Source organism: Micropruina glycogenica (genome assembly GCF_900289045.1).
GTDB lineage: Bacteria > Actinomycetota > Actinomycetes > Propionibacteriales > Propionibacteriaceae > Micropruina > Micropruina glycogenica.
Window position 1 is genome coordinate 1,151,456 of record NZ_LT985188.1, and the last position, 25,476, is coordinate 1,176,931.

The 25,476-nt window shown below is 69.3% G+C and carries 22 protein-coding genes and 1 tRNA gene; 12 read left to right on the forward strand and 11 right to left on the reverse strand.

The window, feature by feature from the left end:
• Positions 1–43: 43 nt before the first annotated feature.
• The 4 genes from MPLG2_RS05405 to MPLG2_RS05420 are packed head-to-tail and all read left to right on the forward strand — an operon-like array spanning position 44 to position 3,740.
• The gene (locus tag MPLG2_RS05405; RefSeq protein ID WP_105185259.1) at positions 44–649 is read left to right on the forward strand and encodes a DoxX family protein; all 606 of its coding nucleotides are present in this window, start codon (positions 44–46) and stop codon (positions 647–649) included.
• Positions 646–1,908, forward strand: a complete 1,263-nt coding sequence (gene aroA, locus MPLG2_RS05410; RefSeq protein ID WP_105185260.1) for a 3-phosphoshikimate 1-carboxyvinyltransferase — start codon at positions 646–648, stop codon at positions 1,906–1,908. The genes MPLG2_RS05405 and aroA overlap by 4 nt, the downstream gene beginning before the upstream one ends.
• Positions 1,905–2,912, forward strand: a complete 1,008-nt coding sequence (rsgA, locus tag MPLG2_RS05415) for a ribosome small subunit-dependent GTPase A (protein WP_105185261.1) — start codon at positions 1,905–1,907, stop codon at positions 2,910–2,912. Before aroA ends, rsgA begins: the two co-directional genes overlap by 4 nt.
• Positions 2,913–2,951: 39 nt before the next feature.
• Positions 2,952–3,740: an inositol monophosphatase family protein gene (locus tag MPLG2_RS05420; RefSeq protein ID WP_105185262.1), complete on the forward strand. Its 789-nt coding sequence runs from the start codon at positions 2,952–2,954 to the stop codon at positions 3,738–3,740.
• Positions 3,741–3,825: 85 nt separating this feature from the next.
• On the opposite strand, the gene MPLG2_RS05425 is transcribed toward MPLG2_RS05420, so the two are convergent.
• Genes MPLG2_RS05425 through MPLG2_RS05445 form a run of 5 tightly spaced genes read right to left on the reverse strand, consistent with a single transcriptional unit; the run spans position 3,826 to position 8,695 of the window.
• Complete coding sequence (locus MPLG2_RS05425; protein ID WP_173909600.1) at positions 3,826–4,629, reverse strand: ATP-binding cassette domain-containing protein; 804 nt, start codon at positions 4,627–4,629, stop codon at positions 3,826–3,828.
• Positions 4,626–5,462, reverse strand: a complete 837-nt coding sequence (locus tag MPLG2_RS05430) for an ABC transporter ATP-binding protein (protein WP_105185263.1) — start codon at positions 5,460–5,462, stop codon at positions 4,626–4,628. The genes MPLG2_RS05425 and MPLG2_RS05430 overlap by 4 nt, the downstream gene beginning before the upstream one ends.
• Positions 5,459–6,271 carry an ABC transporter permease gene (locus tag MPLG2_RS05435; protein WP_197710092.1) on the reverse strand — a complete coding sequence of 271 codons (813 nt, stop codon included), beginning with the start codon at positions 6,269–6,271 and terminating at the stop codon, positions 5,459–5,461. The genes MPLG2_RS05430 and MPLG2_RS05435 overlap by 4 nt, the downstream gene beginning before the upstream one ends.
• Complete coding sequence (locus MPLG2_RS05440; protein ID WP_105185264.1) at positions 6,268–7,227, reverse strand: ABC transporter permease; 960 nt, start codon at positions 7,225–7,227, stop codon at positions 6,268–6,270. The genes MPLG2_RS05435 and MPLG2_RS05440 overlap by 4 nt, the downstream gene beginning before the upstream one ends.
• Before the next feature lie 10 nt (positions 7,228–7,237).
• Positions 7,238–8,695 carry an ABC transporter substrate-binding protein gene (locus MPLG2_RS05445; protein ID WP_197710093.1) on the reverse strand — a complete coding sequence of 486 codons (1,458 nt, stop codon included), beginning with the start codon at positions 8,693–8,695 and terminating at the stop codon, positions 7,238–7,240.
• A 291-nt stretch (positions 8,696–8,986) separates the two neighbouring features.
• Between MPLG2_RS05445 and MPLG2_RS05450 the strand changes: the two genes are divergently transcribed.
• A tRNA-Met gene (locus tag MPLG2_RS05450) sits at positions 8,987–9,060 on the forward strand.
• An 824-nt stretch (positions 9,061–9,884) separates the two neighbouring features.
• On the opposite strand, the gene MPLG2_RS19640 is transcribed toward MPLG2_RS05450, so the two are convergent.
• Complete coding sequence (locus MPLG2_RS19640) at positions 9,885–10,322, reverse strand: hypothetical protein (RefSeq protein ID WP_173909601.1); 438 nt, start codon at positions 10,320–10,322, stop codon at positions 9,885–9,887.
• Between the two features lie 3 nt (positions 10,323–10,325).
• Here MPLG2_RS19640 and MPLG2_RS19645 point away from each other — a divergent pair, with 3 nt between their 5' ends.
• The 3 genes from MPLG2_RS19645 to MPLG2_RS05465 all read left to right on the forward strand — a co-directional run bounded on the left by MPLG2_RS19645 (position 10,326) and on the right by MPLG2_RS05465 (position 13,497).
• Complete coding sequence (locus MPLG2_RS19645; protein WP_173909602.1) at positions 10,326–10,559, forward strand: hypothetical protein; 234 nt, start codon at positions 10,326–10,328, stop codon at positions 10,557–10,559.
• Positions 10,560–10,891: 332 nt separating this feature from the next.
• Entirely contained in the window at positions 10,892–12,163 is a 1,272-nt protein-coding gene (locus MPLG2_RS05460) for a M16 family metallopeptidase (protein ID WP_173909603.1), read from the forward strand.
• Positions 12,160–13,497: a M16 family metallopeptidase gene (locus MPLG2_RS05465; protein WP_105185267.1), complete on the forward strand. Its 1,338-nt coding sequence runs from the start codon at positions 12,160–12,162 to the stop codon at positions 13,495–13,497. Before MPLG2_RS05460 ends, MPLG2_RS05465 begins: the two co-directional genes overlap by 4 nt.
• Here the strand turns inward: MPLG2_RS05465 and MPLG2_RS05470 are convergent.
• From MPLG2_RS05470 to MPLG2_RS05480, 3 genes are all read right to left on the reverse strand, one after another.
• On the reverse strand, positions 13,478–16,306 hold the full coding sequence (locus tag MPLG2_RS05470) for a UPF0182 family membrane protein (RefSeq protein ID WP_231935836.1): 2,829 nt from the start codon (positions 16,304–16,306) through the stop codon (positions 13,478–13,480). The genes MPLG2_RS05465 and MPLG2_RS05470 overlap by 20 nt on opposite strands.
• Before the next feature lie 61 nt (positions 16,307–16,367).
• Positions 16,368–16,886, reverse strand: a complete 519-nt coding sequence (locus MPLG2_RS05475) for a PPA1309 family protein (RefSeq protein WP_197710094.1) — start codon at positions 16,884–16,886, stop codon at positions 16,368–16,370.
• Entirely contained in the window at positions 16,877–17,926 is a 1,050-nt protein-coding gene (locus tag MPLG2_RS05480) for a YlbL family protein (protein WP_105185269.1), read from the reverse strand. The genes MPLG2_RS05475 and MPLG2_RS05480 overlap by 10 nt, the downstream gene beginning before the upstream one ends.
• A 136-nt stretch (positions 17,927–18,062) precedes the next feature.
• Between MPLG2_RS05480 and MPLG2_RS05485 the strand changes: the two genes are divergently transcribed.
• Positions 18,063–19,415, forward strand: coding sequence for a zinc-dependent metalloprotease (locus tag MPLG2_RS05485; protein WP_105185270.1), 1,353 nt, complete (start codon positions 18,063–18,065; stop codon positions 19,413–19,415).
• A 462-nt stretch (positions 19,416–19,877) separates the two neighbouring features.
• On the opposite strand, the gene MPLG2_RS05490 is transcribed toward MPLG2_RS05485, so the two are convergent.
• A complete protein-coding gene (locus MPLG2_RS05490; RefSeq protein ID WP_105187490.1) occupies positions 19,878–20,408 on the reverse strand; it encodes a M48 metallopeptidase family protein in 531 nt (176 codons plus the stop codon).
• Between the two features lie 281 nt (positions 20,409–20,689).
• Between MPLG2_RS05490 and MPLG2_RS18815 the strand changes: the two genes are divergently transcribed.
• From MPLG2_RS18815 to MPLG2_RS05500, 3 genes are all read left to right on the forward strand, one after another.
• A complete protein-coding gene (locus tag MPLG2_RS18815) occupies positions 20,690–20,851 on the forward strand; it encodes a DUF5679 domain-containing protein (RefSeq protein WP_173909604.1) in 162 nt (53 codons plus the stop codon).
• A 150-nt stretch (positions 20,852–21,001) separates the two neighbouring features.
• A complete protein-coding gene (locus tag MPLG2_RS05495) occupies positions 21,002–21,883 on the forward strand; it encodes a hypothetical protein (protein ID WP_105185271.1) in 882 nt (293 codons plus the stop codon).
• A 44-nt stretch (positions 21,884–21,927) separates the two neighbouring features.
• Entirely contained in the window at positions 21,928–23,256 is a 1,329-nt protein-coding gene (locus MPLG2_RS05500) for an ABC1 kinase family protein (protein WP_105185272.1), read from the forward strand.
• Here the strand turns inward: MPLG2_RS05500 and MPLG2_RS05505 are convergent.
• Complete coding sequence (locus MPLG2_RS05505; RefSeq protein ID WP_197710095.1) at positions 23,194–25,302, reverse strand: ATP-dependent DNA helicase UvrD2; 2,109 nt, start codon at positions 25,300–25,302, stop codon at positions 23,194–23,196. The two genes, MPLG2_RS05500 and MPLG2_RS05505, sit on opposite strands and share 63 nt — an antisense overlap.
• Positions 25,303–25,476 lie beyond the last annotated feature (174 nt).

Genomic DNA, 25,476 nt, shown 5'->3' on the forward strand with positions numbered 1-25,476 from the left:
CAGCCGCTTGGACAAACGCCCCCCAGGCGCTAGACATAGACCCATGAGTCTGCTGCGTTTCGCCGCCCGCACCATGCTGGCCAGCTTCTTCGTCGTGAACGGGGTCAAAGCCCTGCGCAACCCCGAATCTCTGGTGCCGGCCACTGAGCCGATCGCCAAGACGTTTCTGCCGCTGGCCGAGAAGACGTTGCCGCCGCAGGCCGCCGCCTACCTGCCCGAAGACGCCAAGGGCCTGGTCAAGCTGACCGGCCTGGCGCAGATCGCCGGCGGCCTCAGCCTCGCCACCGGCCTCGGACGCCGCGTGGGTGCGCTCGTGCTGGCGGTGTCGATGGTGCCCACCCTGGTCGACAGCGCTCCGGTCGGCCCGTCGGGTGACGGCGAACGCACCGGCGATTTCGTGCGTGACCTCGCCCTCACCGGCGGCGTGCTGCTGGCCGCGGGCGACACCGAGGGCCAGCCCACGCTCGCCTACAAGGCCAAGACCCGCGCCGAGATGCTGGGTCGCGAGGCCGAGCACACCAAGGCTGCGGTGGCTCGCGAGGCCGAGCGCACCAAGAAGTCGTTGCAGCGCGAAGGCCGCAGGGCCGCCCGCAAGGCCAAGAAGGTCGCGTCGAAGGCCACCAAGACGATTGAAGGTGCGCTGAAGTGAGTCCGGCGGCGGCTCCTGCTTCGGCCGGGCCGCTGTCGGCGTCTATCGTGGTGCCCGGTTCGAAGTCGGCCACCGCACGTGGGTACGTGCTGGCGGCCCTCGCCGCAGGCCCCAGCACCCTGACCGGGGTGTTGGAAGCCCGCGACACCCGCTTGATGCGGGCCGCCCTGCAAGGGTTCGGCGTGCGTTTCACCGACCTCTCGGACGGCGTCGTCCGGGTCACCCCGCCCGAGCGGTTCACCCCCCACGACGTGCACGTGGGGCTGGCCGGCACCATCATGCGGTTCGTTCCGCCCCTCGCCGCGCTCGCCCATGGGGCCAGCCGCTTCCACGGCGATGTCGAGGCGCACGATCGTCCGGTCGCACCACTGCTGCTCGGCCTGCAGCGGGCTGGGGTGAGCATCGACCACCCGGAGTCGCTGCCTTTCACCGTGCAGGGGGCCGGACGGGTACCCGGCGGCGCGGTGACCGTGGACGCCTCGGGGTCGAGCCAGTTCGTGTCGGGACTGCTACTGGCCGGTGCCCGGTTCGAACGGGGTCTCGATCTGCGGCACCGTGGCGGTGCGCTGCCGTCGCGACCACACATCGGTCTGACCGTCGCGATGCTGCGCGACCGGGGCGTCGCGGTTGTCGAACCCGAGCCCGACCACTGGGTGGTGGCTCCGGGCGCGATCGCGGCCCGGGACGAGACGATCGAGCCCGACCTGATCAACGCCGCCACGTTTCTGGCCGCACCGCTGCTCGTCGGCGGCAGCGTGACCACCGCCTGGCCCGACCACACCGTGCAGGCCGCCGACGCCATTCTCGACGTGCTGGCGGCGTTGGGTGCCGAGGTGGTGCGCCGTCCAGGAGAGGTGACGGTGAGCGGCGACGGCCGGGTGCGGGGCGTCGACCTCGACCTGAGCCTCACCAGCGAACTCACCTGCGTGGCGGCGGCCCTGCTCGCGGTGGCCGACGCTCCGGGCACGATCAGCGGCGTGGCGCACGTGCGCGGGCACGAGACCGACCGGCTGGCCGCCCTCGAAACCGAGTTGAACGCGCTGGGTGGCCGGGTGCAGCAGACCGCGGACGGCCTGCGCGTCACGCCCGCGCCCTTGCACGGCGGCGTCTTTCACACCTACGCCGATCACCGCATGGCGCACGCCGGCAGCCTGCTTGCACTGGCCGTGTCTGGTGTCGAACTGGACGATCTGACCTGCACCACCAAGACGCTGCCCGACTTCGCGGGCCTGTGGCAGCACCTGCTGGGCCAGCGGTGAGCCGGCGGTTGCGGGGGGGCGTCACCGACGACGACCACGAAGGCTTCGGACGCCCCGGTCGCGGCTCGCGGCCCCGCACCAAAGACCGTCCGGACTACTCCGACGCCGCTGAGGCGATCGTGGTGACCATCGACCGGGGACGGTATCGCTGCCTGCATGAGGGCGTGCCGCTCACCGCCACCAAGGCGCGGGCACTCGGGCGCAAGGGCGTGATCGTGGGAGACCGGGTGCGGGTGGTCGGCGACCTGAGCGGTGACGAGGGCACGCTGGCGCGGGTGGTCGAGGTGCTGCCGCGCACCACCGTGCTGCGCCGCACCGCCGACGACACCGATCCGTTCGAGCGGCCGATCGTGGCCAACGCCGATCAGCTCGTGATCGTCACCGCGCTGGCCGACCCACCGCCGCGCATGGGCATGATCGACCGCATTCTGGTGGCCGCCTACGACGCAGGCCTCGACCCGGTGTTGTGCCTGACCAAAGAGGATCTCGCTCCGGCCGACGAACTGATCGCCGCCTATGCTCCGCTCGAGATTCCGATCGTGGCGGTGCAGCCGGGGGCAGATCTCGAAGCAGTGCGGGGGTTGTTGCGCGGCCGCACCAGTGTGCTGGTCGGCCACTCGGGTGTCGGCAAGTCCACACTGGTCAACGCGCTGATTCCCGGCGTCGACAGAGCGACCGGCGAAGTCAACGAAGTCACCGGACGGGGGCGACACACGTCCACCTCGGCTGTGGCGCTGGAGCTGCCCGACGATGCGGGTTGGGTGATCGACACCCCGGGCGTCCGCTCGTTCGGGCTGAGCCACGTCACCCCGGCCTCGATCGTGGCGGCCTTTCCCGACCTGGAGGCGCTGACCGCTGATTGCCCGCGCGGGTGCACGCACGCGACGGGAGCGCCGGAGTGCGCCCTGGACGTCGCGGTGGCCGACGGCAGACTGGCCCCTGAGCGGCTGGAGTCGTTTCGCCGCATGGAGGGCGCCTGGCTCGACCGGCCGTCCGGTGGCTGATGCCCGGTTGGTGCGCCGGTTGCGGATAGGTTGAGCAGCATGCCCGATCAGAACTATCTGGACGATCTTCGGCTGGCGCACATGATGGCCGACAACGCCGACTCGCTGACCATGAGCCGGTTCAAGGCACTCGACCTGCAGGTCACGGCCAAGCCCGATCTGACTCCGGTGAGCGACGCCGACGTGGCGGTCGAAGACGCGATCAGGCGCACCCTCAAGACGGCGCGGCCCCGCGATGCGGTGCACGGCGAGGAGCGTGAAGACACCGGCTGGGGCCCCAGGCGCTGGGTGATCGACCCGATCGACGGCACCAAGAACTACGTGCGCGGGGTGCCCGTGTGGGCCACGCTGATCGCGCTGATGGTCGAGGGTGAGGTGGTGGTCGGCGTGGTCTCGGCGCCCGCGTTGGGCCGTCGCTGGTGGGCCAGCGCCGGGGGCGGAGCGTTCACCGGCAAGACGCTGCTGCAGGGCACGCCGTGCCGGGTGTCGGGCGTGTCGGACGTGGCGGACGCCTCGCTGTCGTACAGCTCAGTGCACGGCTGGGTCGACAGCGGGCGCGGGCAGCAGTTCGTCGACCTGATGCGTGCGTGCTGGCGCACCCGGGCCTATGGCGACTTCTGGAGCTACATGCTGCTCGCCGAGGGGGCGGTCGACATCGCGTCCGAACCCGAGTTGGCGCTGCACGACATGGCCGCCCTCGACGTGATCGTGCGCGAGGCCGGCGGGCGCTTCACCAACCTGGACGGCGCGGACGGGGTTGCCGGGCCCGGTGCCGTCGCCACGAACGGGGTGCTGCACGACGCGGTGGTCGAGCAACTGGCCGAGTGAACGGTGAGCCGTGTGACGTCCGTAGGGCTCGTGGGTGCGTGGTGAGATTCCGGCGTTCGCCGGAATGACGAAGGGCGGCAGGAGCTTAAGAACCGTCGCCAACGTCCGCGACCCTGATTCGCGGGATCGCGGCCAGCAATGACGTGGTGTAGTCGGCCCGCGGGTGGTTGAACACCTGCTCGGTGCTGCCCTGCTCTTCGATACGGCCGGCCCGCATCACCACCACCGAGTCGCACAGGTGCCGCACCACAGCCAGATCGTGGCTGACGAAGATCAGGGTGAGGCCACGGGCTTCGACGAGGTCGGCCAGCAGGTTCAGCACCTGGGCCCGTACGCTCACGTCGAGGGCCGAGACCGGTTCGTCGGCGATCAACACCTCGGGGTCGGGGGCCAGCGCTCGGGCGATCGCGATGCGTTGTCGCTGGCCGCCGGAGAACTCGTGCGGGTAGCGGCCCGCCGCGTCGGGCGGCAGGTCGACCGCATCGAGCACCTCGCGCAGCCGCTGCCCCCGGTCGACGTCGTCGAGCGATCTGCGCACCCGGCGTGAACGCAACGGCTCGGTGACGATCGAACCCACCGTCATGCGCGGGTTGAGCGACGAGCGTGGATCTTGAAAGACGAGCTGCACCGACGCCCGCAGAAAGCCCAGGTCACGCTCGTGCAGCCCGGCGATCTCACGGCCCTCGAACCGCACGCTGCCCGAGCTCGGACGATCCAGGGCCGCCATCAACCTGATCAGCGTCGACTTGCCCGAACCCGACTCGCCCACGATGCCGAGCCGTTGCCCGCGTTCGACCTGCAGGCTCACCCCGTCGAGGGCTCGCACGTGCCCACCCCGACCGAACGTGCGCAACAGGTCGGTCACCTCATACACCGCGTCGCCGCTCATCGGGCCCCCTCGCGCGGATAGAAGTCTTCGACGGTGGGCAGCCGCTCCCCCGGCGGCACCTCGTCGATGCGAGCCGTGGCAACCAGCCCGCGGGTGTAGGGGTGCTCGGGTGCACTGAACAGCCTGGCCACCGGGCCGGCTTCGACGATGCGGCCCTCGAGCATGACCAGCACGTCGGTGCACACTTGCGACACCACTGCCAGGTCGTGGCTGATGAACAGGCACGCGGCGCCCTCGGCGGTCAGCACCTCGTCGAGCAGCCTCAGCACCCGGGCCTGCACGGTCACGTCGAGCGCGGTGGTCGGTTCGTCGCAGATCACCAGGTCGGGCGAGTTGATCAGCGCCATGGCGAGCAGGCACCGCTGCCGCTGACCGCCCGACAACTGGTGCGGAAAGCTGTCGGCCACGCGTTCAGCGTCGGCCAGACCCACCCGTCCGAGCATGTCGATCACGCGGGCTCGGGCCGATCCGCCCCGGTCGGCGGTGTGCAGCAGCAGCACCTCGGCCACCTGCCGTCCCACCCGCATGGTGGGGTCGAGCGCGGTCATCGGCTCCTGAAACACCATCGACAGCACATCGCCGCGGAGCCCGGCGAGGCTCGCTTCGGGAAGGCCGACCAGTTCACGCCCGGCCAGCCGAATCGACCCGGTGACGTGCGCCGTCTCGGGCAGCAGGCCCATCAGCGCCAGTGCCGTCACGGTCTTGCCTGAGCCCGACTCGCCGATGATGCCGAGCCGTTGGCCCTGCCCGAGCTCGAACGACACAGAATCGACCGCGACGGCCCGGCGGCGTCCAAAGCTCACCGTGAGATCGGTCACCTGCAACAGGCTCATGACACCTCCCGCAGCCGCGGGTCGAGCAGATCACGCAGCCCGTCGCCCAGCAGGTTGAACCCCAGCACGGCCAGGGCGATCGCCAACCCCGGCCAGAGCGCTTGCAACGGGGCGTTGAACATCACCGACTGCGCGTCGCGCAGCATCTTGCCCCACGTGGGCACGATCGCCGCTGTCGAGAGCCCCAGGTAACTGAGCGCCGCCTCGGCCAGGATCGCCAGCGCGAAGGTGACGGACGCCTGCACCCCGATCAGCGGTGCGATGTTGGGCAGCACGTGCCGCAGCGAGACCCCCGGCCACCGGGTACCTGACGCACGGGCCGCCAGCACGAAGTCGCTGCTCATCACCTGTTTGGTGCCGGCCCGGGTGACCCGGGCGAAGCTGGGAATCGTGGCCAGCCCGATGGCGGTCATCGCGGTCACCGGCGAGGCGCCGAACCGCGCTGCCAGCAGGATCGCCAGCAGCAGCGCCGGAAACGCGTAGGCGATGTCGGTGACCCGCATCACCACCTCGTCCACCCAGCCGCCCGCCTGGCCGGCCAACATACCCAGCGGAACGCCCAGCAGTGCGGCGATCGACACCGACACCACACCGACCACGATGGTGGTCTGCGCGCCGACCAGAATGCGACTGAACACGTCGATGCCCATGGCGTCGGTGCCCAGCCAGTGCTCGGCACTCGGGCCCTGCAGCCGCTGCCCGGCCACCACCAGGGTGGGGTCGTACGGCGTCCACACCAGCGACAGCAGGGCCATCGCCAGCAGCAGCGCCACCAGGGCGGCGCCCAGCCACAGCGCGAGCCGCCTCACGGTTCGACCTCGGTGCGCAGCCGCGGGTCGATCCACGCGTACGACAGGTCGACGACGAAGTTGATCAGCAGCACCGTGGCCGCCAGAAACATAACCACGCTCTGCACGATCATCAGGTCGCGCTGCGACACGGCGTCGAGCAGGGCCGAGCCCAGTCCGGGCAGGGCGAACACCGACTCGATCACGATGGCGCCCACCAGTACCGAAGCCAACTGCAGGCCGATGACCGTCACCAGCGACAGGGCCGCGTTGCGCAGCCCGTGCCGCAGCAACGCCGGGAAGGGACGCCACCCGACGGCCCGCGCGGTGCGGTAGTAGTCCTCACTGAGCACCTCGATGAAGGCCGAGCGGACGTAGCGCACCAGCACCGCCGCCTGCACGATCGCCAGCGACACCACCGGAAGCACCAGGTGCGCGGCCCAACTGCTCACACTGGTGGTGAAGGGCACGTAGCCGTTGGCGGGCAACCAGCGCAGGCCGACTGCGAACACCAGCACCAGCGCGATCGCCGCCCAGAAGGCGGGAATCGCCATGCCGAGTTGGGCGGCCGCCGAGGCCACGAAGCCCGGCCAGGACCGGCGCTTCATCGCCGCCAGCATGCCCACCGGCACGGCGATCAGCACCGACAACAACAGGGCGAACAGCACCAGCCACAAGGTGACGGCGATGCGTGGCGACATCAGTTGCACCACGCTCTGCCCGGTGAAGTACGACGTGCCGAAGTCGCCGCGCAGCATGCCGCCCACCCACTCCGCGTAGCGCACCACGGCCGGACGGTCGAGCCCCAACTGGGCGCTCAGGGCGTCGATCTGCGCCTGCGTCGCCCCCTGCCCCAGAATTATCGCGGCCACCTCACCGGGCAACGCCGCGCACACGGCGAAGACCAGCACCGACGCGCCCAGCAGACTGACCGCGAAGATGGCCAGCCGCCGGGCTACGAAGGCGAGAATGCGCACGGTGCGCTGGTCAGCGAATGGCGATCGGAGCGAGGTCGAAGCTGAGTGTGGCCGAGTTCTGCGGCACCCCGGTGACCGTCGCCTTGGTGATCACCAGGTTGGGCAGCCCGAAGAGCCAGACGGCCGCTGCATCGTCGGCGAGCGTTCGCACCGCCTTGCGCATCAGCGGCACGAGTTCTTCGGCGGGCGCCTCGTCGGCGGCCTCGAACTGCTTGTTGTACTCGGCGTTGTCGTAGTGGAAGTAGTAGGTCGGGTCGGTGAACCGGCGCAGGTCACGGGCTTCGACGTGAGCCACGATCGACATGTCGTAGTTGCCGCCGTTGTGCACGTCCTTGAGCCAGGTGGCGAAGTCGAGTTCCTCCACGGTCACCTTGATGCCCACCTGACGCAGGGCGCTCTCGACGAACTGGGCGCTCTTGGTGGCGTACGCGGTGGTGGGCACCCGCAGCTTGAGGTTCAGGTTGGTGGCCTTGGCCTCGGCGAGCAGCTTCTTGGCCCCGTCGGGGTCGTAGGCGTCGATCGAAGTCAGATCTTCGTACCACGGGTCGGTCGGCACGGCCATCGAGCCGATCAGGGTGCCCTTGCCGTTCCACACCGTGTCGAGCAGCGCCTTCTTGTCGATCGCCATCGAGATGGCCCGGCGCACCTTGACGCTCTTCAGGCTGTCGCGGGCGTTGTTCAGCGCCATCACCACCTCACCGGTGGTGGTGCCCTGAATGACGGTGTACCGGCTGGTGTCGTTGAACTGGTCGATGGCGTCCGGTGCCTGCAGGTTCGAGATCACGTCGAGATCGCCCGACAGCATCGCGGCGTTCATGGCGTTGGCGTCGGCGAAGTAGCGAAAGGTGACGGCATCAAGCCGAGGCTGCGTGCCCCAGTAGCTGCCGCTGGCCGCCAGCACCACACTCTGGCCCTTGTTCCAGCGCTGCAGCACGAACGGGCCCGAACCGGCGGGGGTGGTGTCGAGGGCGGCCAGACCGTCGGGATCGTAGATGATGCCGGCGGTCGAACTGATGTCGTACAGCCACAGGTTGGACGGGTGATTGAGCGTCACCTTGACGGTGTGCTCGTCCACGGCCTCGGTCGACTTGACCACCTTCATCTGCTCGACGAGCGGTGCCGAGATGGCCGCTTCGGTCTTGATGCGGTTGAAGCTGGTCGCCACGGCCTGCGCGGTCACTGGCTTACCGCTGGCGAATTTCGCCGCCGGGTTCAGGTTGAACGTGTAGACGGTGCGGTCGGAACTGACGTCCCACGTCTGGGCTAGCAGCGGGTTCAGCTTGCCCTCGGCGTCCATCCTCACCAGCGTCTCGTACACGTTGTAGAGCAGCACCTGCGGAATGGACGCGGCGGGCGACGCGCTCGGGTTCATCGTGGGCGGTTCGAGCGTCGCCCCCACCACCAGGGCGCGAGCCGCCTGGGTGGGCGCCGTTGGTGACTGGCCCACGCAGCCGACGAGCAGGGACACGGCGAAGATCAATGCCGCCCAATGCCACCTCCGACGTGACGCAACGGACGCGGACGTGCTGGAGACCATCTGTCCTCCTGATCGGGCCCGGTGGGCACAGCGGATCGCGCGACGAGTTTAGCCGAGCCCCGGAAGCATGCCACGGACCTACCGCCCTACGGCGATCCGACGTCTGATGGGCACCGTGCCTGCGCGAGGTTCGATGGTGTGCGCCGCGAGCCGCCGCTGCTTACGGTCCGATGATGCTCGATTTGGGTCACCTGCACCGGTCCCCTATAGTTGATCGAGCGACGCGGGGTGGAGCAGCTCGGTAGCTCGCTGGGCTCATAACCCAGAGGTCACAGGTTCAAATCCTGTCCCCGCTACGAATGGGAACCCGTTCCGAATCGGTGTGAAACCGATCCCAGGAACGGGTTTCTCTGCTTCCCGCAACCTTCGGCGAATGATCGCTGGGCAGGCCCAGCAACTCGCTCTTCGTCCCCCCACACCTCCAAAAGCGCGGGCGGGCTGACCGTCGGTGATTGACGCGTCAACGGTGCCCGAACTCTCAACGCAGAGTCGCAGTGAGGGCGACCTGGCAAGACAAGCCCCTATGGCGATCTGTACGCTGGCTCGTGGTGTGCACTGGGGGGTGGATGAAGGGTCAACTGTGCCTGCGGCTGCGCGTCACCACTTCTGGTGCCGCAGCCCTACTGGTCGCCATCCTTTTGGCGGTCGGCCCGGCCTTTGCGCACCCCAATACCGGGTCGTGCGGGCAGAAGCAGAACCGTTGCACGAGCCCCTCGTCGACCGCGACTCCTTCGGCCCAACAGCGTTCCGAGCCGGACCACAACCACCCGCCGACCGCACGCCCCACCCGCTCGCACACGCCCCGCCCGACACCGACGGCCACGCGCACCAGCCCTCGGCCCAGTGAGTCGCCCAAGCCGACCCGCTCGCCGCGTCCGACCAGCACGCCGACCACCGCGAGCCCCACACCGAGGCCGCATTCGACGCACACTGACCGGCCCACACCGAGGCCGACACCCAGCGACAAGCCCAGCCCAACCCCGACATTGACCGAGAAGCCCAGTCCGACGCCGACGGTGACGGATCAGCCGACCCCCACGCCGACGCCGACCGTGACGGACGAGCCGACCCCAACCCCGACGTTGACCGAGAAGCCCACTCCGACGCCGACGGTGACGGATCAGCCCACTCCGAGCGTCACGCCAACCGTGACGGACGAGCCGACTCCGACTCCTACGCTGACCGGTGAGCCGACGCCGAGCGTCACTCCCACGTCCACGGACGAACCCACGCCGACGGTGACGGGAGAGCCGACCCCTACCCTGACCGGCGAGCCCACGCCGAGCGTCACGCCCACGTCCACGGACGAACCCACGCCGACGGTGACTCCGACCGTGACGGGGGAGCCGACCCCTACCCTGACCGGCGAGCCCACGCCCAGCGTCACGCCCACGTCCACGGACGAACCCACGCCGACGGTGACTCCGACCGTGACGGGGGAGCCGACCCCTACCCTGACCGGTGAGCCCACGCCCAGCGTCACGCCCACGTCCACGGACGAACCCACGCCGACACCCACACCGAGCCGTCCGTCTTTCACGTTTCGGCCACCGATCATCTGGTGGCCGACACTTCCGCCGCCCGTGACGCCCACAGCGACCCCGACGGTGACGCTGACACCCACTCCGACGCCCACGCGTACCGTGCGGCCGACGCCGACCCCCACGCCCACGCGTACCGTGCGGCCGACGCCGACCCCCACACCCACGCGCACGGTGCGACCGCCGACGACACCGACGCCCACCCCGACCCGCACCACCGCCCGACCTGCGTCGCCCACGAAGTCGCCGAGTGATCGCGACAACACGCCCACGCCCAGTCTGCCGTCCACCGGCAGCGCGACCGCTTCACCTTCGCCGTCGCAGCCTCAGTCGACGTACCTGCCGCAGGGCACGCCCAGCGATCCGCCCCTGCCGGGCCCACAAGAGCCAGGCGGCAGCGGGCCGGGGTCGTGGCCCTCGACGATCACCGACCCGCTCTCGCTCCAACGCGGACTGTCGGCGATGCTGCCGATTCTGGCCGGCGCAGTCGTGATCATGGGGCTGACCCTGCTGTTGCGCCCGCCACGCCGCAGTATCGGCTGAAAGGGTTCGAGACCACCTCACCAGATGTGGTTCGATGGCCCTCATGGCTCCGGTCGTTCACTACCCCCTGCATCAGGCCACCCTCGACAACGGACTTCGGGTGATCGTCAACCCCGACCCCAGCGTGCCCGTGGTGGCGGTGAACCTGTGGTACGACGTCGGCTCGCGTGACGAGCGTCCCGGACGCACCGGCCTGGCTCACCTGTTCGAGCACCTGATGTTCGAAGGGTCGGCGAACGTGACGTCCGGCGAGCACCTCGCCACCGTTCAATCGGTCGGCGGGTCGGCCAACGCCACCACCTGGTTCGACCGCACCAACTACTTCGAGACCGTGCCGACCTGTGCCCTCGATCTGGCCCTGTGGCTCGAGGCCGATCGGCTCGCCAGCCTGCAGGTCACCCAGCACAATCTCGACAACCAGCGCGACGTGGTGATGGAAGAGAAGCGGCAGCGCTACGACAACGTTCCCTACGGAGACGTCATGCTGCACCTGGTGCAGTTGACCTTTCCGGCCGACCACCCCTACGGCCACCCCACGATCGGTTCGATGGACGACCTGGCGGCCGCCACCCTCGACGACGCCAAGGCGTTCTTCGCAACCCACTACGCACCCAGCAACGCCGTGCTCACACTGGTCGGTGACATCGACCCGACCGACGGCATTGCGCGCGCCAACTCGTTCTTCGGTGGCCTGGCCGCCTCGACTCGACCCGTACGCGAGGTGACGGCGCCACTGCCGCCCCTGACCGGCGTACCCAGGCGAGAAGTGACGGCCACGGTGCCCGCCGATGCGGCGTATCTGAGCTGGCGGCTGCCCGCGAGCGACACACCGGCCTTCGACGCTCTTGAACTGGCGCTCGCGGCGCTGGGCGACGGGCAGACCTCACGGCTGCACCGAAGGCTGGTGCGCAACGATCAGATCGCCGAGGGCGCCGGCGCCTCGACCACCGGCCTGATCGGCGGCACGAGCCTGGGGTTCGCCAGTGCCAGAGCGCTGCCCGGCGTCGCCGGAGCGCAACTCGAAGACGCCATCGTCGACGAGTTCGAACGCTTCATCGCCGACGGGCCGACGACGGCAGAGGTCGACCGGGTGAAGGCCCAGTACGAGCGCGAATGGCTGGGCGAACTGGCCCGCTTCGACAACCGGGCCGACCTGTTCAGCAGCTACGCGACGCTGCAGGGCGACCCTGAGGCCGTCAATCGCCGGCTCGACGAGATTCGCGCCGTCACCATCGACGACGTGGCTGCTGCCGCTTCAGACTGGCTCGCCACCGACCAACGAGCCGTCGTCACCTACCACCGGGAGCGCGCATGAATCGGCCGGCGATCACTCCCCCGCAACCGTGGACGTTTCCCACGCCGACCACCACGCACTTCGACAACGGTATGACCGTGCTGAAGTTCGACCGCCCCGGCCAGCATCTGATCGACGCCACCCTGGTGCTCGACCTGCCGCTGCACACCGAGCGGGCGAGCATCGAGGGCGTCTCGGCCATTCTGCAGCGCTGCCTCGACGAGGGCACCCGATCGCACCCGCGCACGGACTTCGCCGAGCAGCTCGAGAACCGCGGCGCGGTGTTGAACGGGGGTGTCAGCCACTCGGCCACCCACGTCAGCCTCGAAGTGCCCACCACCCGGTTCGCTGAGGCGCTGCCGCTGTTCGCCGAGGCAGTGCTCGAACCCACTCTGGAGGCCGCCGACGTGCGGAGGCACGTCGAGCTGAGGCTGGCCGAGATCGGGCAGCACCGGGCGCACCCCACCCACCGCGGCGCAGAGGCCTTTCGTGCCGCGGTGATCGACGACGACTTCAGGGCCGCCCGCTCGAGTGGCGGCACGGCCGCCAGCGTCCGCCGCATCTCGACCGACGACGTCCACGCCCACTACGCGGCCCACTACGGGCCCGAGCGCGCCACCCTGGTGCTCGCCGGTGACTTCACCGACGATCCGCTGCCGGTGGTGCGCGATGCGTTCGAGGGGTGGAGCCGCACGGTGACGACGCTGAGCAGTGAGCGACCGCTGGCCGCGCCGCCGCAGGTGTTGCTCATCGACCGGCCCGCGGCGGTGCAGGCCGACGTGCGACTGGGCGGCTTCGGCATCGACCGCACCGACCCTCGGTGGCCCGCCCTGCGGCTCGGAGCGTTCGTGCTGGGCGGCGGCTTTCTGAGCCGGCTCAACCGGGTGCTGCGTGAAGAACGCGGCTACACCTACGGCGTGCAGCTTTCGAACACGCCGGCCCGGCACGGCGGGCTGCTCGCCATGCATGCCTCGTTTCGCACCGAGGTGGCCGCCGCTGCCATCGCTGAGGCCCGCGAGCTCATCCGGGTGGACGGCGACGGCGCGTTGACTGAGGCCGAACTGACCGATGCGCGCAACTTTCTGGTCGGCATCATGCCCCTGCGGTGCGCCACTGCCGCCGGCGTCGCCGACCAGGCCGCCGCGCTGATCGACGTGGGGCTCGACACCGGCTTCGTCAACCGGCACGCCGCCGCCCTCGAACTGGTCACTCCCGAACAGGCCACCGCGGCCATCGCCGAGTTGCTGCAACCCGACCGGCTCAGCCTGGTGGTGGTCGGCGACGCGGCGGTGCTCGCCGACCAGCTAGCGGCTCAGGGCCTGGACGCCACGGTGATCAGCGACCCATCAGTTTGAGCGCCTCGGCCAGCGCCGTCCTGGCCTCGTCGTTCTTGGCCTGGTAGGTGGCCAGGTCACCCTTGCGCAGCGCGGCGTCCGCCGCCTCGAAGGCGGTCTGCGCCTTCTCGAGTAGCGCCACCGCAGCGGGATTGGCCGTGGCCGAACCCGTGGGCGTGGTGGTGGGCGACGTGCTGGTCGACGTGGACGGGTTGGGCGAGGGCGACGTCGTACTGGTGCCGCTGGGCTGCTCGCCGGTGTTGGCGCCCGCGTCGCCGGCGAACACCGCGTCCAAGGCCTCTTGCAAGGTGCTGCCGATGCCCACGTACGCGCCGAACCTCACCACGACGTAGGCCAGCGCCGGATACGAACCGGTGTTGCCCTGACGCATGGTGTACACCGGGGCCACGTACAGCAGCCCGGCGCCCATCGGCAGCGTCAGCAGGTTGCCGTAGGTGGCCGACGCGGCCCCCTGGTTCAGGAAAGGACGCAGCGTTTCGGCGACCTTGGGGTCGTTGTTGATCGCGTTGAAGGTCTGGCCCGGGCCGTCGATCTGATGGGTGTCCGACATGCGCAGCACCCGCAGCTTGCCGTAGTCGGGGCTGGTCGCCTCGGCCACCACAGCCAGGTAACTGGCCAGGTTCGAACGCCCGCGCGGCACGAACACGGTCGTTTGGCTGAAGATCGGGTTCTCGTCGCCGGGCCACTTGATACTCAGATAGTAGGGCGGTTCCTTGGCGTCGGTGTTGGCCTTGACCGGATCGTTCGGCACCTGCCAGAGGTCTGATTGCGCGTACCAGGTGTAGGGGTTGGTCATGTGGTAGCGGCCCAGAATCTCGCGCTGCACCTTGAACATGTCTTCGGGGTAGCGCAAGTGGCTGAGCAGGTCGTCGCTGATCGCGCTCTTGGGCTGCACGGTGCCGGGGAAGGCGCGCTCGTAGGCCTGCAGAATCGGGTCGGTGTCGTCCCAGGCGTACAGCGTGACCGTGCCGTCATAGGCGTCGACCACAGCCTTGACCGAGTTGCGAATGTAGTTGATGTTCTCGTCGACCTGCGCGCCCACCATGCGCGACTGGGTGTCGGCTGAGGAGTTGCGCAGGTTCACCAGTTCACTGTTCGGAAAGGTGCTGGCGGTGGTGTAGGCGTCCACGATCCAGACCGCCCGGCCGTCGACCAGCGCCGGGTAGATGTTCGAGTCGACGGTCAGCCAGGGCGCCACCTCTTGCACCCGCTCTTTGGGGGTGCGGTTGTACAGAATGCGCGACTGGCTGTTCACCCGGTCGGACAGCAGCAGGTTGAAGTCCATGAACCGGGCCGCGTACAGGGTGCGGGTTAACGCGTCGCCGATGCCCACCCCGCCCTTGCCGGCGTACACGTTCGACTTGCCGTTGGGCGTGTCGAGCTCGATCGGGTCCTGGCCCTCTTCACGACCAACGATCGCGTACTGGGTGGACTGCTCACCGAAGTAGATGCGCGATTCGTGATCGGGCAGCTTGCCGATCGGTGGAATCTGGCTGACGATCCACTCCGGCTCGCCCATGGTCTGGCGGCGGTTGCCGTAGGCGATCACCAAGCCGTAGCCGTGGGTGTAGACGGTGTGGATGTTGTTCCAGTTCTGGTCGGGCAGGCCGGCCAGGTTCATCTCGCGGGCCGCCACCACCACGTCGGTCTCTTTGCCGTCGATGGTGTAGCGATCGACGTCCAGAACGTCGGGAAAGGTGTAGTAGCCCCGCACCTGCTGCAACTGCTCGTAGGTGGGGCCGATCACCGCTGGGTCCATCAGGCGAATGCCCGGCAGCGCCTCGGCGTCTGACTTGAGCTGGCCGGCCTTCACCTGCGTGACGGCCTCGTACTCGGTGACTTCAGTGTCGGCGATGCCGAACGCGTCGCGCGTCATGTTGATGTGCGACTGCATGTAGGGGTTCTCTTTGTCGGGCTGGTTCGGCGCCACCACGAACGACTGCACCACCGCCGGGTAGATCAGCGTGAGGATCAGCCCTGAGATCACCATCAGCACCAGCGCCGCGGCCGGGTAGATGGTGCGCTTGATGATCGGGTTGGCGAAGAACAGCGCCGCCACCAGGAACGAGATCACCGCCATCACCAGTTTGGCGCCGATGCGCGCGTGGTCGTCGGTGTAGTGCACGCCGGTGAACAGCGTGCCCTGGCCCACCAGCAGGGCGTAGCGGTCGAGCAGGCACTGCAGGCCGTAGAGCACCAGCAGCACGCCGGTGAGCACCGACAGGTGCACCCGCGCGGCCGGCGTCACCTGAGGACGACCCAGGTTGCGCACAGCGCGCAGCCCGCCGGTGGCGAAGTGCACGATCAGTGCCGCGATCAGGCTGAACGAGACGGCGGTGAGCAGAAACGACAGAAAGCTCTGCCAGATCGGAAACTCGAAGACGTAGAACTTGTAGTCGAGGTTGAAGACCGGATCGGTCTTGCCGAACGGCACGGCGTTGATCCAGGCCAGCACCGGCAGCACCTCTGAGGTGGCCGACATGCCCGCCAGCACGCCCAGCGCGATCGACGGGGTCAGCACAGCCAGCCAGGTGTTGCTTTCGAGCATGCGGCGGTAGGCGTCGAGCACCGCGCTGTCGCCGTTGCGGCGGCCACGCGGACGCAACCGGATGGCCAGCCACATGTTGCCGCCGACCAGCAGCGCCATCAGCCCGCCGACGCCGAAGAACAGCGCGAGCCGGGTGATCAGCTCGATGCTGAACACGGTGCCGAACCCGATGGAGTCGAACCAGAGCTTGTCGGTCCACACCTGGGTGAAGATGGCGAAGCCGATCAGCACGACCGCGGCGATCGCGAGAGTCAGCAACAACGGTGATCGACGGTGAACGCTTGTCGACAGGCTCACAGGGGAAGTCTCCTCGCTCGGTGCGTCACTCCAATGTACGTGACAGTGCAGCGGTCAGGCCGGGTACTAGATCACGGCCCGACAACAGTTCGTCGGGGTGCGTGCGCAACCGGGCCACGCCATAGCCCGCACCGTCGCGCAGCACCCCCGCAACAACGCGGATCTCTTGCCGAGCCGGGTGCCGCCGGGCCTGCTCGTCGCCGGCGGGGCCGGACGGCAGGTCGGCGTCTGCGGTGCCGGGCAGAAAGAACCGCTCCAGGCTGATCGCGACGCCGTGCACCGTCTGCGGCCAGGTGATGCGGGCCAGTGCCTCGCCGAGCTCGGTGCCGCCGGCGAAGCCTTCCTGCTCGATGGCCGACAGCTGCCCCGGCTGCGGGTCGGCGCCGCCGGTCAAGTGCTCGGCCAGTTGAGGCTCGGCCTCGATCAACTCGACCGTCGGCACCAGCGCGAACAGCCGGGCGGGCTGATCCCAGCCCAGCCCCGCAACATGCCGTTCGATCTCCATCAGGCTCGCGACCAGGGCGTCCGGGGCGCTCACGTGCACCCTGCAACCGACCCGGCCTTCGCCGGGTCCTTGAGGTCTTGCAACGCGGTGATGGCCTGCGCCAGCGTCGCAACCTTCACGAGGCGAACGGGGGTCGACAGATGGGCGACATCGGGGCAGTTCGTGGCGGGTACCAGAAAGATGGTCGCCCCGGCCGCTTCGGCCCCGGCGACCTTCTCTTGAATGCCGCCGATCGCGCCCACCGAACCGTCACCGGTGATGGTGCCGGTGCCGGCCACCGAGCGGCCGGCGATCAGGTCGTCGTGGGTCACTTCGTCGTACACGGCGAGGGCGAAGATCAGGCCCGCGCTGGGGCCACCGATGCCGGAGTCGATACGAAAGGTGACGGTGGGGGCGTAGGAGTAGCCGACGTCGAGATTGATGCCCACGACCGGGCTGTTGGGGTTGGTGTTGGACGCCACCCCGGTGACGCTTTCGCTCACTTGCTCACCGTCGCGCAGCACGGTGAACAGAATGACGTCGCCGACCGCGTGGGCCTGGATCGATCGCCGGACGCCCTCGATGGTCGAAACGGTCTTGTTGTCGATGCGCAGAATGAAGTCACCGGGCTTGAGCCGGCCGTCGGCGGGGCTGCCGTTCGACACCGCCTGCACCATGGGGTACTCGGTCACCTTCTGGCCCGCCGCCCTCAGCCCCGCGGCCACCGCGGCCGACTGCGAGTTGTCCATGCTCTGCACCTCACGGGCCCGAATCTCGTCGACGCTCACGCCCGCCGGGTACACCGAATCGCGCGGCAGCACCTCTCGCGCCGACAACCAGTACGACAGCAGGGCCTCGGGCAGCGTCAACTGGCTGTCAGCACGGGTGACCGACACCGTCGTGAGCCGCAACTGGCCGGTTGTGGGAAAGGTCTCGACGCCGGTGATGTCGACCCTCGGCTGGTCGTCGACCGGTTCGAACAGGTTGACCGTGGCGCCGGCCGACCAACTGACGAACGGCACCGGCACCAGCGACACCACGGCGGCCAGCGCCACGAACAGCACCGCCGCGACGGCCGCCGTCCAGGTCTGCTTGGTCACTTGGCCGAGACTACCGGACGACAACTGCCGCTTCGGACGCAGCGACGCCTTGCGACATGCGCGAGAATGGACGAGAAAGTGCCGGAGCCCCGCCCCGGCTTCGCAAACCGTCGACAACGACCTTCAGGAGTCATTCATGGCCACCGAACCGGACCTCCCCGACCAGGGCGACGACCGTCCCGAGGAGAACCCGCTGGCCCAGTTTCTCGCCCAGTTCGGCATCACGCCGGGCCCTGACGGCGAGTTCGATCTGGCGGCGCTCACCGGCCGGCTGCAGTCGGTGATGTCGCAGTTCCAGACCCAGATGGCCGGCTTCGGGCCCACCGACCCCGACAGCGGCATGAACTGGACGTTCACCCGCGACATCGCGCGCAGGGTGACGGCGGCGAACGGACCCGACACCACCCCGTCGGCAGCCGAGGTCGCCCGGGTACGTGATGCGGTCGGCCTGGCCGACCTGTGGCTCGACGAGGAGTTGACCTTTGCCCGGTTGAGCACGCCGGCGGCGGCATGGAGCAGGGCCGAGTGGGTGGAGAACACCTTCACCACCTGGCAGCAGCTCAGCAATCCGATCGTGACCAGCCTGGCGGCGGCCCTCGGTTCGCTGATGGCGCGCGAAACCGGCCCCGGTGAAGAGTTCATGAAGCCGATGGTGCGTGCGGCGGCGTCCGGCATGTTCGCGGCACAGGTCGGCCAGTCGCTGGGCAGCCTGGCCACCGAGGTGTTGAGCGTCAGCGACATCGGGTTGCCGCTGGGCGAACGCCCGCAGGTGGCGTTGCTGCCCACCAACATCGAAGCGTTCGGCGCCGAGCTCGAGAACGTCACCGAGGCCGACGTGCTGCTGTTCCTGGCCCTGCGCGAGACCGCGCGTCAGCGCCTGTTCGCTGCGGTCGGGTGGCTGGGTCCCCAGCTGCACGCGCTGGTCGAGCACTACGCCCGCGACATCACCATCGACACCGGAGCGCTCGAACAGGCGATCGAGTCGCAGCTCAGCGCCGCGATGAGCGCCGATGAACTCGAGCAGGCCGGGCAGGCGCTGGCCGGCAAGCTGTTCGAGCCCGCGGTGACCGCCGAGCAGACCGAGGTGCTCGAGCGGCTCGAAACCCTGCTCGCCCTGGTCGAGGGCTGGGTGGACGAGGTGGTCGGGCACACGATGAGCCGGTGGATGCCGAACGGTGCGGCCCTCACCGAGGTGGTTCGGCGGCGCCGGGCCGCTGGTGGCCCCGCCGAGGCCGCCCTGAAGGCCCTGGTGGGATTGGAACTGCGGCCCCGTCGCACCCGCGACGCCGCTAACCTGTGGGCCGCCACGCGCGCCACCCGCGGTGTGCAGGCTCGCGACTCGGCGTGGAACCACCCCGACCTGATTCCGACCTCGGCCGATTTGGACGACCCGCTCGGCTACGCCGAACACGGGCATCAGGCGGCAGCACCGGACGACCTGGACGCCGAGCTGGCCAAGTTGCTCGACGAAGAGACCGGGGATCGGTAGCGGGTCCGGTTTCCCGCCCGCTGCCAATTGCCTGCCCGGGTCGCGGGGTGCGTACGGCAACCTGTGAGCGATCGCGAGTGCTTCGGGGTCGCAGTGGGCACGCCCCTGCGTTAGCGCCGGATCGTGAGTGCTCTTGGTCGCGGAGTGGGCTCGCCCCTGTCCCGCCCTTGCGGGACTGCTCGGCTAGCGCCTGGCAGTGCGCAAACGCCCGACCACGCCCTGACAGGGGCGAGCCCACTCCGCTTCACTGTGGTCGATGGGGGCGTTGCCGGCGTTGGTCGAGCCTGTCGGGTCCCGTCCCCGCGCTGGTCGAGAGCGTGTCGAGACCCGTCCCCGGCGTAGCTCGAGCCTGTCGAGATCCGTCCTCCGCTGATCGAGCCGTGTGTGCAGGGGTCCCCCGCTGGTTGAGCGTGTCGAGACCCAGTACGGCCAGGTTCTATGAATGACGCGACGACGAGTCGCTCAGAGTTCGGCCGGCGGCAGGTTCTGGCCGGCCTGCCAGCCTTCGAGAAACCCCTTGGCCCGCTCGCTGTGGGGGTAGCGGGCCACCAGGTCGTGAAACCGCGGTGAATGGGTGCGTTCGAGCAGATGGGTGAGTTCGTGCATCAGCACGTAGTCAGCCACCCAGTCGGGCATGGCCTGCAGACGGTCGGACAGCCTGATCTCACCCGTGGCCGTGGTGCATGAGCCCCAGCGCTGCTGTTGCCGGGCCGACCACGCCACACTCACCCGCGGCGTGCCCGAACCCGGCTCGGCCAGGTAGCGCTCGAAGAGCGCGAGCGCTCGCTCGGTGAGGTCGTGATCGGCGGCCGGTGGACGACGGCGTGACTCATGCTGCAGGTAGCGCGAGACGAACGCGGGCACGAGTTCGCGCTCTTGCTGCCGGGTCATGCGGGCGGGCACGACGACCACCAGGGTGCCGCCCTCGCGCATGATTCCCATGGTGGTGCGGCGGCGGGCACTTCGCCGCACCTGATACTGCTCCGAACTCATGCCCAGCACCCTATTGCGGTGCACCGACAAACTTTGGCGCACCCGTGTTGACCTGCCCGGCTGAGCGCCACTACCGTCTGAGCGACGGGACTCTCGGGTCGCTCCACTCGCAGGGGAAGGCAAGTGGAAACAAACCCGAGGGCCCCGTTTTCTCCGCTTGGCGAAGCCTCAGTGGCAAGTCGGACGTTTGATGCCCGAGCCACGCCTGCGCGTACCGTATGCTGAACCGGCAAGCGCGCTGTGGTTGATCCAGCGCACCCCATCCAATAGGAGGAAATGACGTGGCCGACGACACCTACAGCGGTTCGTTCTACTGCGTGAAGTGCAAGGACCATCGCGACGCCACCGGCGACGTGACGGTGAACGCGAAGGGCACCCGCATCGCCAAGGCCAAGTGCCCGGAGTGCGGTACGAACCTGACCCGCTTCCTGCCCAAGGCCTGAACTTCTTACGCGAGCGCCGCGCCCAACGTACGGGTGCGGCGCTCGCGGCATGCTCGGCGGGCGTGCCCAGATGTTGTCAATGCGCTCGTCGGTGTTGCCAGGGCGGCGGCCCTCGGCGTGTCGCGTCCATCACGTGGTCACCATGACGATGTGGGCAGTGATGACGGCAGGGCGTGGCGGCTGGCGATGCCCGTGGTCGCGCTGTGGCGAACCGATGGCACACTGCAGGTCGGGCTCGAGCCACCGGGCGGGCTGTTGATCGACGACCCCCGGCCGGCCATGGAGCGTGTGCTAGTCGCGCTGCGCACCCCGCGCACCCGCGCCGACCTGCTGCGCATCGGCGGTCATGGTGCTGACGAATGGCTCGACCGGCTGGTGGAAGCGTTGGGCGGCTGCGGTCTGCTGCGCCCCCACTGCCCGAGAACCGGCCCGATCACGGTGATCGGCCGCGGCCGATTGGCCAGCCAGATCAGCGACGAGTTGCTGCAGCAGGTGGCCCAGCCGGTGCGGTTGGTGTGGCCCGGCGCCACCGGCACCCCCCGCTCGGTGCTGGAACTGCGGTGGCGGTATGCCGATCGGCTCCAGTTCAGCAATCACTGGGGCTACCGCGCTGAGGGATGCGGCCTGACCGTGGTGACTGCGCAGGCGGCTGAGGCCGACCGTGGCGTGCTCGCCCAGTTGGTCGCCGACGCCCAGCCCTATCTCGTGGTGCGGGCCAGTGACCTCGGTGCGATCGTGGGGCCGTTGGTGGCGCCTGGCAGAACGCCTTGCCACCGGTGCGAGGACCTCTACCGCACCACGGTCGACCCGGTGTGGCCGCGGTTGCTCGCGCAGCTCTGCCGCGGCCGTCCACCGCCTGAGCGACTCACGCTGGCCTGGGCCGCCAGCACCGCGGCGCTGCATGCGCTGAGCTGGATCGAGGGCTCGTTGCCCGACTCGATCGGGGCCGGGGTTGAGCTGGCGGCCGACCGCCAGGTGCGCCTGCGACCCATACGCGCGCACCCGGCCTGCGGCTGTCTCGCCTACGGCTGAACCGCCGCCGGGGCGGGCTGGTCGCGGTTGGCATAATGGGGCGCATGTCAGGCACCGACGATCCAGACCGGCAGGGCGGGGGGCCGCCCACGTCATCGTTGGCCCGGGCGTCCCGCATGTTGCAGTTGCCGCTGGGGGCCGCTCAGCGGCAGGCGGTCGGGTTCGGGCGCAAGCTGTTGGGTGCCGACGCCGATCAGGTCGAACTCGAACTGCGCACCGCCGCCGCCGAGCAACTGTTCGCCGTTCTGGGCGAACTCAAGGGCGGCGCCATGAAGTTCGGGCAGGCGCTGAGCATGTTCGAGGCGGTGCTACCCGAAGAGATCGCCGGGCCTTACCGACAACACCTGGCGAAGCTGCAGGACGCCGCTCCCCCGTTGCCGTCGTCTCGGGTGCAGGCGGTGCTACGGGCCGAGTTGGGGTCGCACTGGCGCGACCGCTTCGAGTCCATCGACCTGCGCCCCGCCGCGGCGGCCTCGATCGGTCAGGTGCACCGCGGCGTGTTGACCGGCGGACGTCCGGTGGCCATCAAGGTGCAGTACCCCGGCGCCGACCTGGCGCTGCGGTCCGACCTGCGGCAGATCGAACGCCTGGCCAACGTGGTGGCGCCGCTCGCCGGTGGGGTCGACGTGGTGACGATCAGCCGTGAACTGGCGGCTCGCATCGCCGAAGAGGTCGACTACACGCTCGAGGCCCAGCACCAGGCGCAGGCCGCCGAGGCGTTCGCCGGTGACGCCGAGTTCGTGGTGCCCCGGGTGCACGAAGCCACCCCGCGGGTGCTGATCAGCGACTGGCTCGACGGCCGCAAACTGACCACCGCCGCCGAATCACCGACCGAGGTGCGCAACCGGGTCGGCCTGTCGTACGTGCGCTTCCTGTTCGCCGGCCCCGCCCGGGCGGGCCTGCTGCACGCCGACCCGCACCCGGGCAACTATCTGGTGCTGCCCGACGGACGGCTCGGCGTGGTCGATTTCGGCCTGGTCGCGCGACTGCCCGAGGGCTTGCCGCCGGCGATGGGACGGCTGATCCAACTCGCGATCACCAGCGACGCCGCGGCGGTGACCGCGGGTCTGGCCGCCGAGGGCTTCATCGCCAAGGACGTCGACGCGGGGGAATTGCTGGGTTACCTCGAACCGTTCGTCGAACCGGCGCGAGAAGACGAGTTCCACTTCGACCGCGAATGGATGCGCGAACAGTTTCGGCACGTGCAGGGCAGTTCGAACCGAGGCGGGGTGGGCATGAAGCTCACCATTCCCCCGGTGTACGCATTGATCCACCGCGTGTGGATGGGGGGCATCGCGGTGCTGGCCCAGCTAGACGTCACCGCCCGATTTCGCGACGTGCTGGCCGAGTTTCTGCCCGGCTGGCACGACTGAACCCAGAATCGCGAACACCGCCTCGCTGTACTTGTCGGCCTTGCTGCGGCCAACCCCGGCGATGGCCAACAACTCGCGATCGTCGCTGGGCCGAGCCTCGGCGATGGCCATCAGGGTGGCGTCGGTGAACACACAGAACGCCGGCAGGTTCGCCTCGGCGGCCTCTTGCCGACGCCACTCACGCAACAGCTCCCACGTGTGTTCGTCGTAGCTCGACGGGCAGTCGGCGTGCCGACCGAGCTTCAGCTCGGCACCCGGCGCGAGCGGCTTGCCGCACACCCGGCAGGTGACGGCGTGCCGGCTCTTGGCCCTCTTGCCGCTGCGCACGGCCCGATGCGCAGGTTCGGTTTCGGGCCTGATGCCGTCCAGAAACCGCGACGGCTTGCGGCGCTGGCCGCCGCCGGTGCGTGACGGTGCCCACGACAGCCACAGGTGCTTGCGGGCACGGGTGACGCCCACGTAGAGCAGCCGCTGCTCTTCGGCGAGTTGGTCGGGCGACTGCGCCAGCGCGAACGGCAGGGTGCCCTCTTGCAGCCCCACCAGCGCCACGCCCGTCCATTCCAGGCCCTTCGCAGCGTGCAGCGTCGACAGCGTCACCCCTGCCCCGGACGGCGCGTGCTCGGCCCGCGCACGTTCGTCCAGTTCGGCGAGCAGGTGCGGCAGGTCGGCGTCGGGGTGCCGGCCCACGTGATCGACCGCGAGGGTGAACAGGGCCGCCAGCGACTCCCAGCGTTCACGCGCCTGGCCCTGGCCCGATGGTGGTTCGACGGTCCAGCCTGCGCCGGCCAGCACCCCGCGCACCACATTGACCAGGTCGTCGTCGGGGGCGGCCCCGGCCTGACCGCGCAGCGCGTGCAGCGCCGTGCGCACCTCTTGACGCTGGAAGAAGCCCTCGGAACTGCGCAGCGTGAACGGCACCTTGGCCGAACTCAACGCGGCCTCATAGGCGGGCGACTGGGCGTGAATGCGGTAGAGCACGGCCAGGTCTGCCGGCGGCACCCCGTCGCGAATGAGTTGAGCCAGCCAGGCTGCGACCCGGGCCGCCTCATCGCTCTCGGAATCGGCCTGGGTGAAGATGGGCGCCGGCCCTTCGCCGCCCTGAGCCACCAGTTTGACGCCCTCGGCCGGCCCCCGAGCGCGCAGCACCTGATTGGCCACGTCGACCACCTGTGTGGTCGAACGGTAGTCACGCACCAGGCGGATCACCTCGGCGTTCGGGTGCCGAACGGCGAATCGCGTCAGGTAGGTCGACCGTGCGCCCGCGAACGAGTGAATGGTCTGCGCCGGATCGCCCACCACGCACAGGTCGGGCTGGTCACCCAGCCACAACTCCAGCAGCTTCTGCTGCAGCGGGCTGACGTCCTGGTATTCGTCGACCACCAGGTGCCGATAGGTGCGCCGCACCTGCGCGCGCACGTCGTCGTGATCGCTCAACAGTGCAACCGCGCACAGCAGCACGTCGTCGAAGTCGATCACCCCGCGGTCGACCTTGAGCCGCTCATAGCGGTCGTAGATGCGACCGACGCCGGTGGGGTCGATGGCGGCCACCTCGCGGCCGCCGGCGATGGCCAGTTCGGCGTAGTCGGCGGGGGGAACGTTGCTGACCTTGGCCCAGCTGATCTCGGTGAGCAGGTCGCGCAGGGTGCCGGATTCGACCCGCTGGTTCAACTGCCGCCCTGCGGCTTCGGCCATCAGGCCGGCGCGCTGGTCGCTGACCCGCGGCAATTCGCCACCCATGGCCGCCGGCCAGAAGTACTGGGCCTGACGCAAAGCGGCCGAATGAAAGGTTCGGGCCTGAACCCGCGGCTGGCCCAGGCCGCGCAGCCGGCCGCGCAGTTCACCGGCCGCCCGCGTGGTGAAGGTGACGGCCAGCACCGCCAGCGGGTCGTAGGCGCCGATGGCGCAGCCGTGGGCGATGCGATGGGTGATCGCGCGCGTCTTGCCCGTGCCGGCGCCCGCGATCACGCAGACGGGCACGCCGAACGTGGTCGCCACGGCCCGTTGTTCAGGGTCGAGCGCAGCCAGCAGGTCGTCGGTTTCGGGCACGGCTCTCACTGTAAGGCGTGCCTACGACAGGTTCGCGACGCCGTCGTCGCTCGAGCAGGGGGACGAAACCCCGGGTGAGGTTCTACGTCACCATCCGAACGAACCGTCCCCCGAACCAGGAACCATCCACTCCATCGGTGCCACTTTTGGAGCGCACGAAAACTGTCAGCGGCC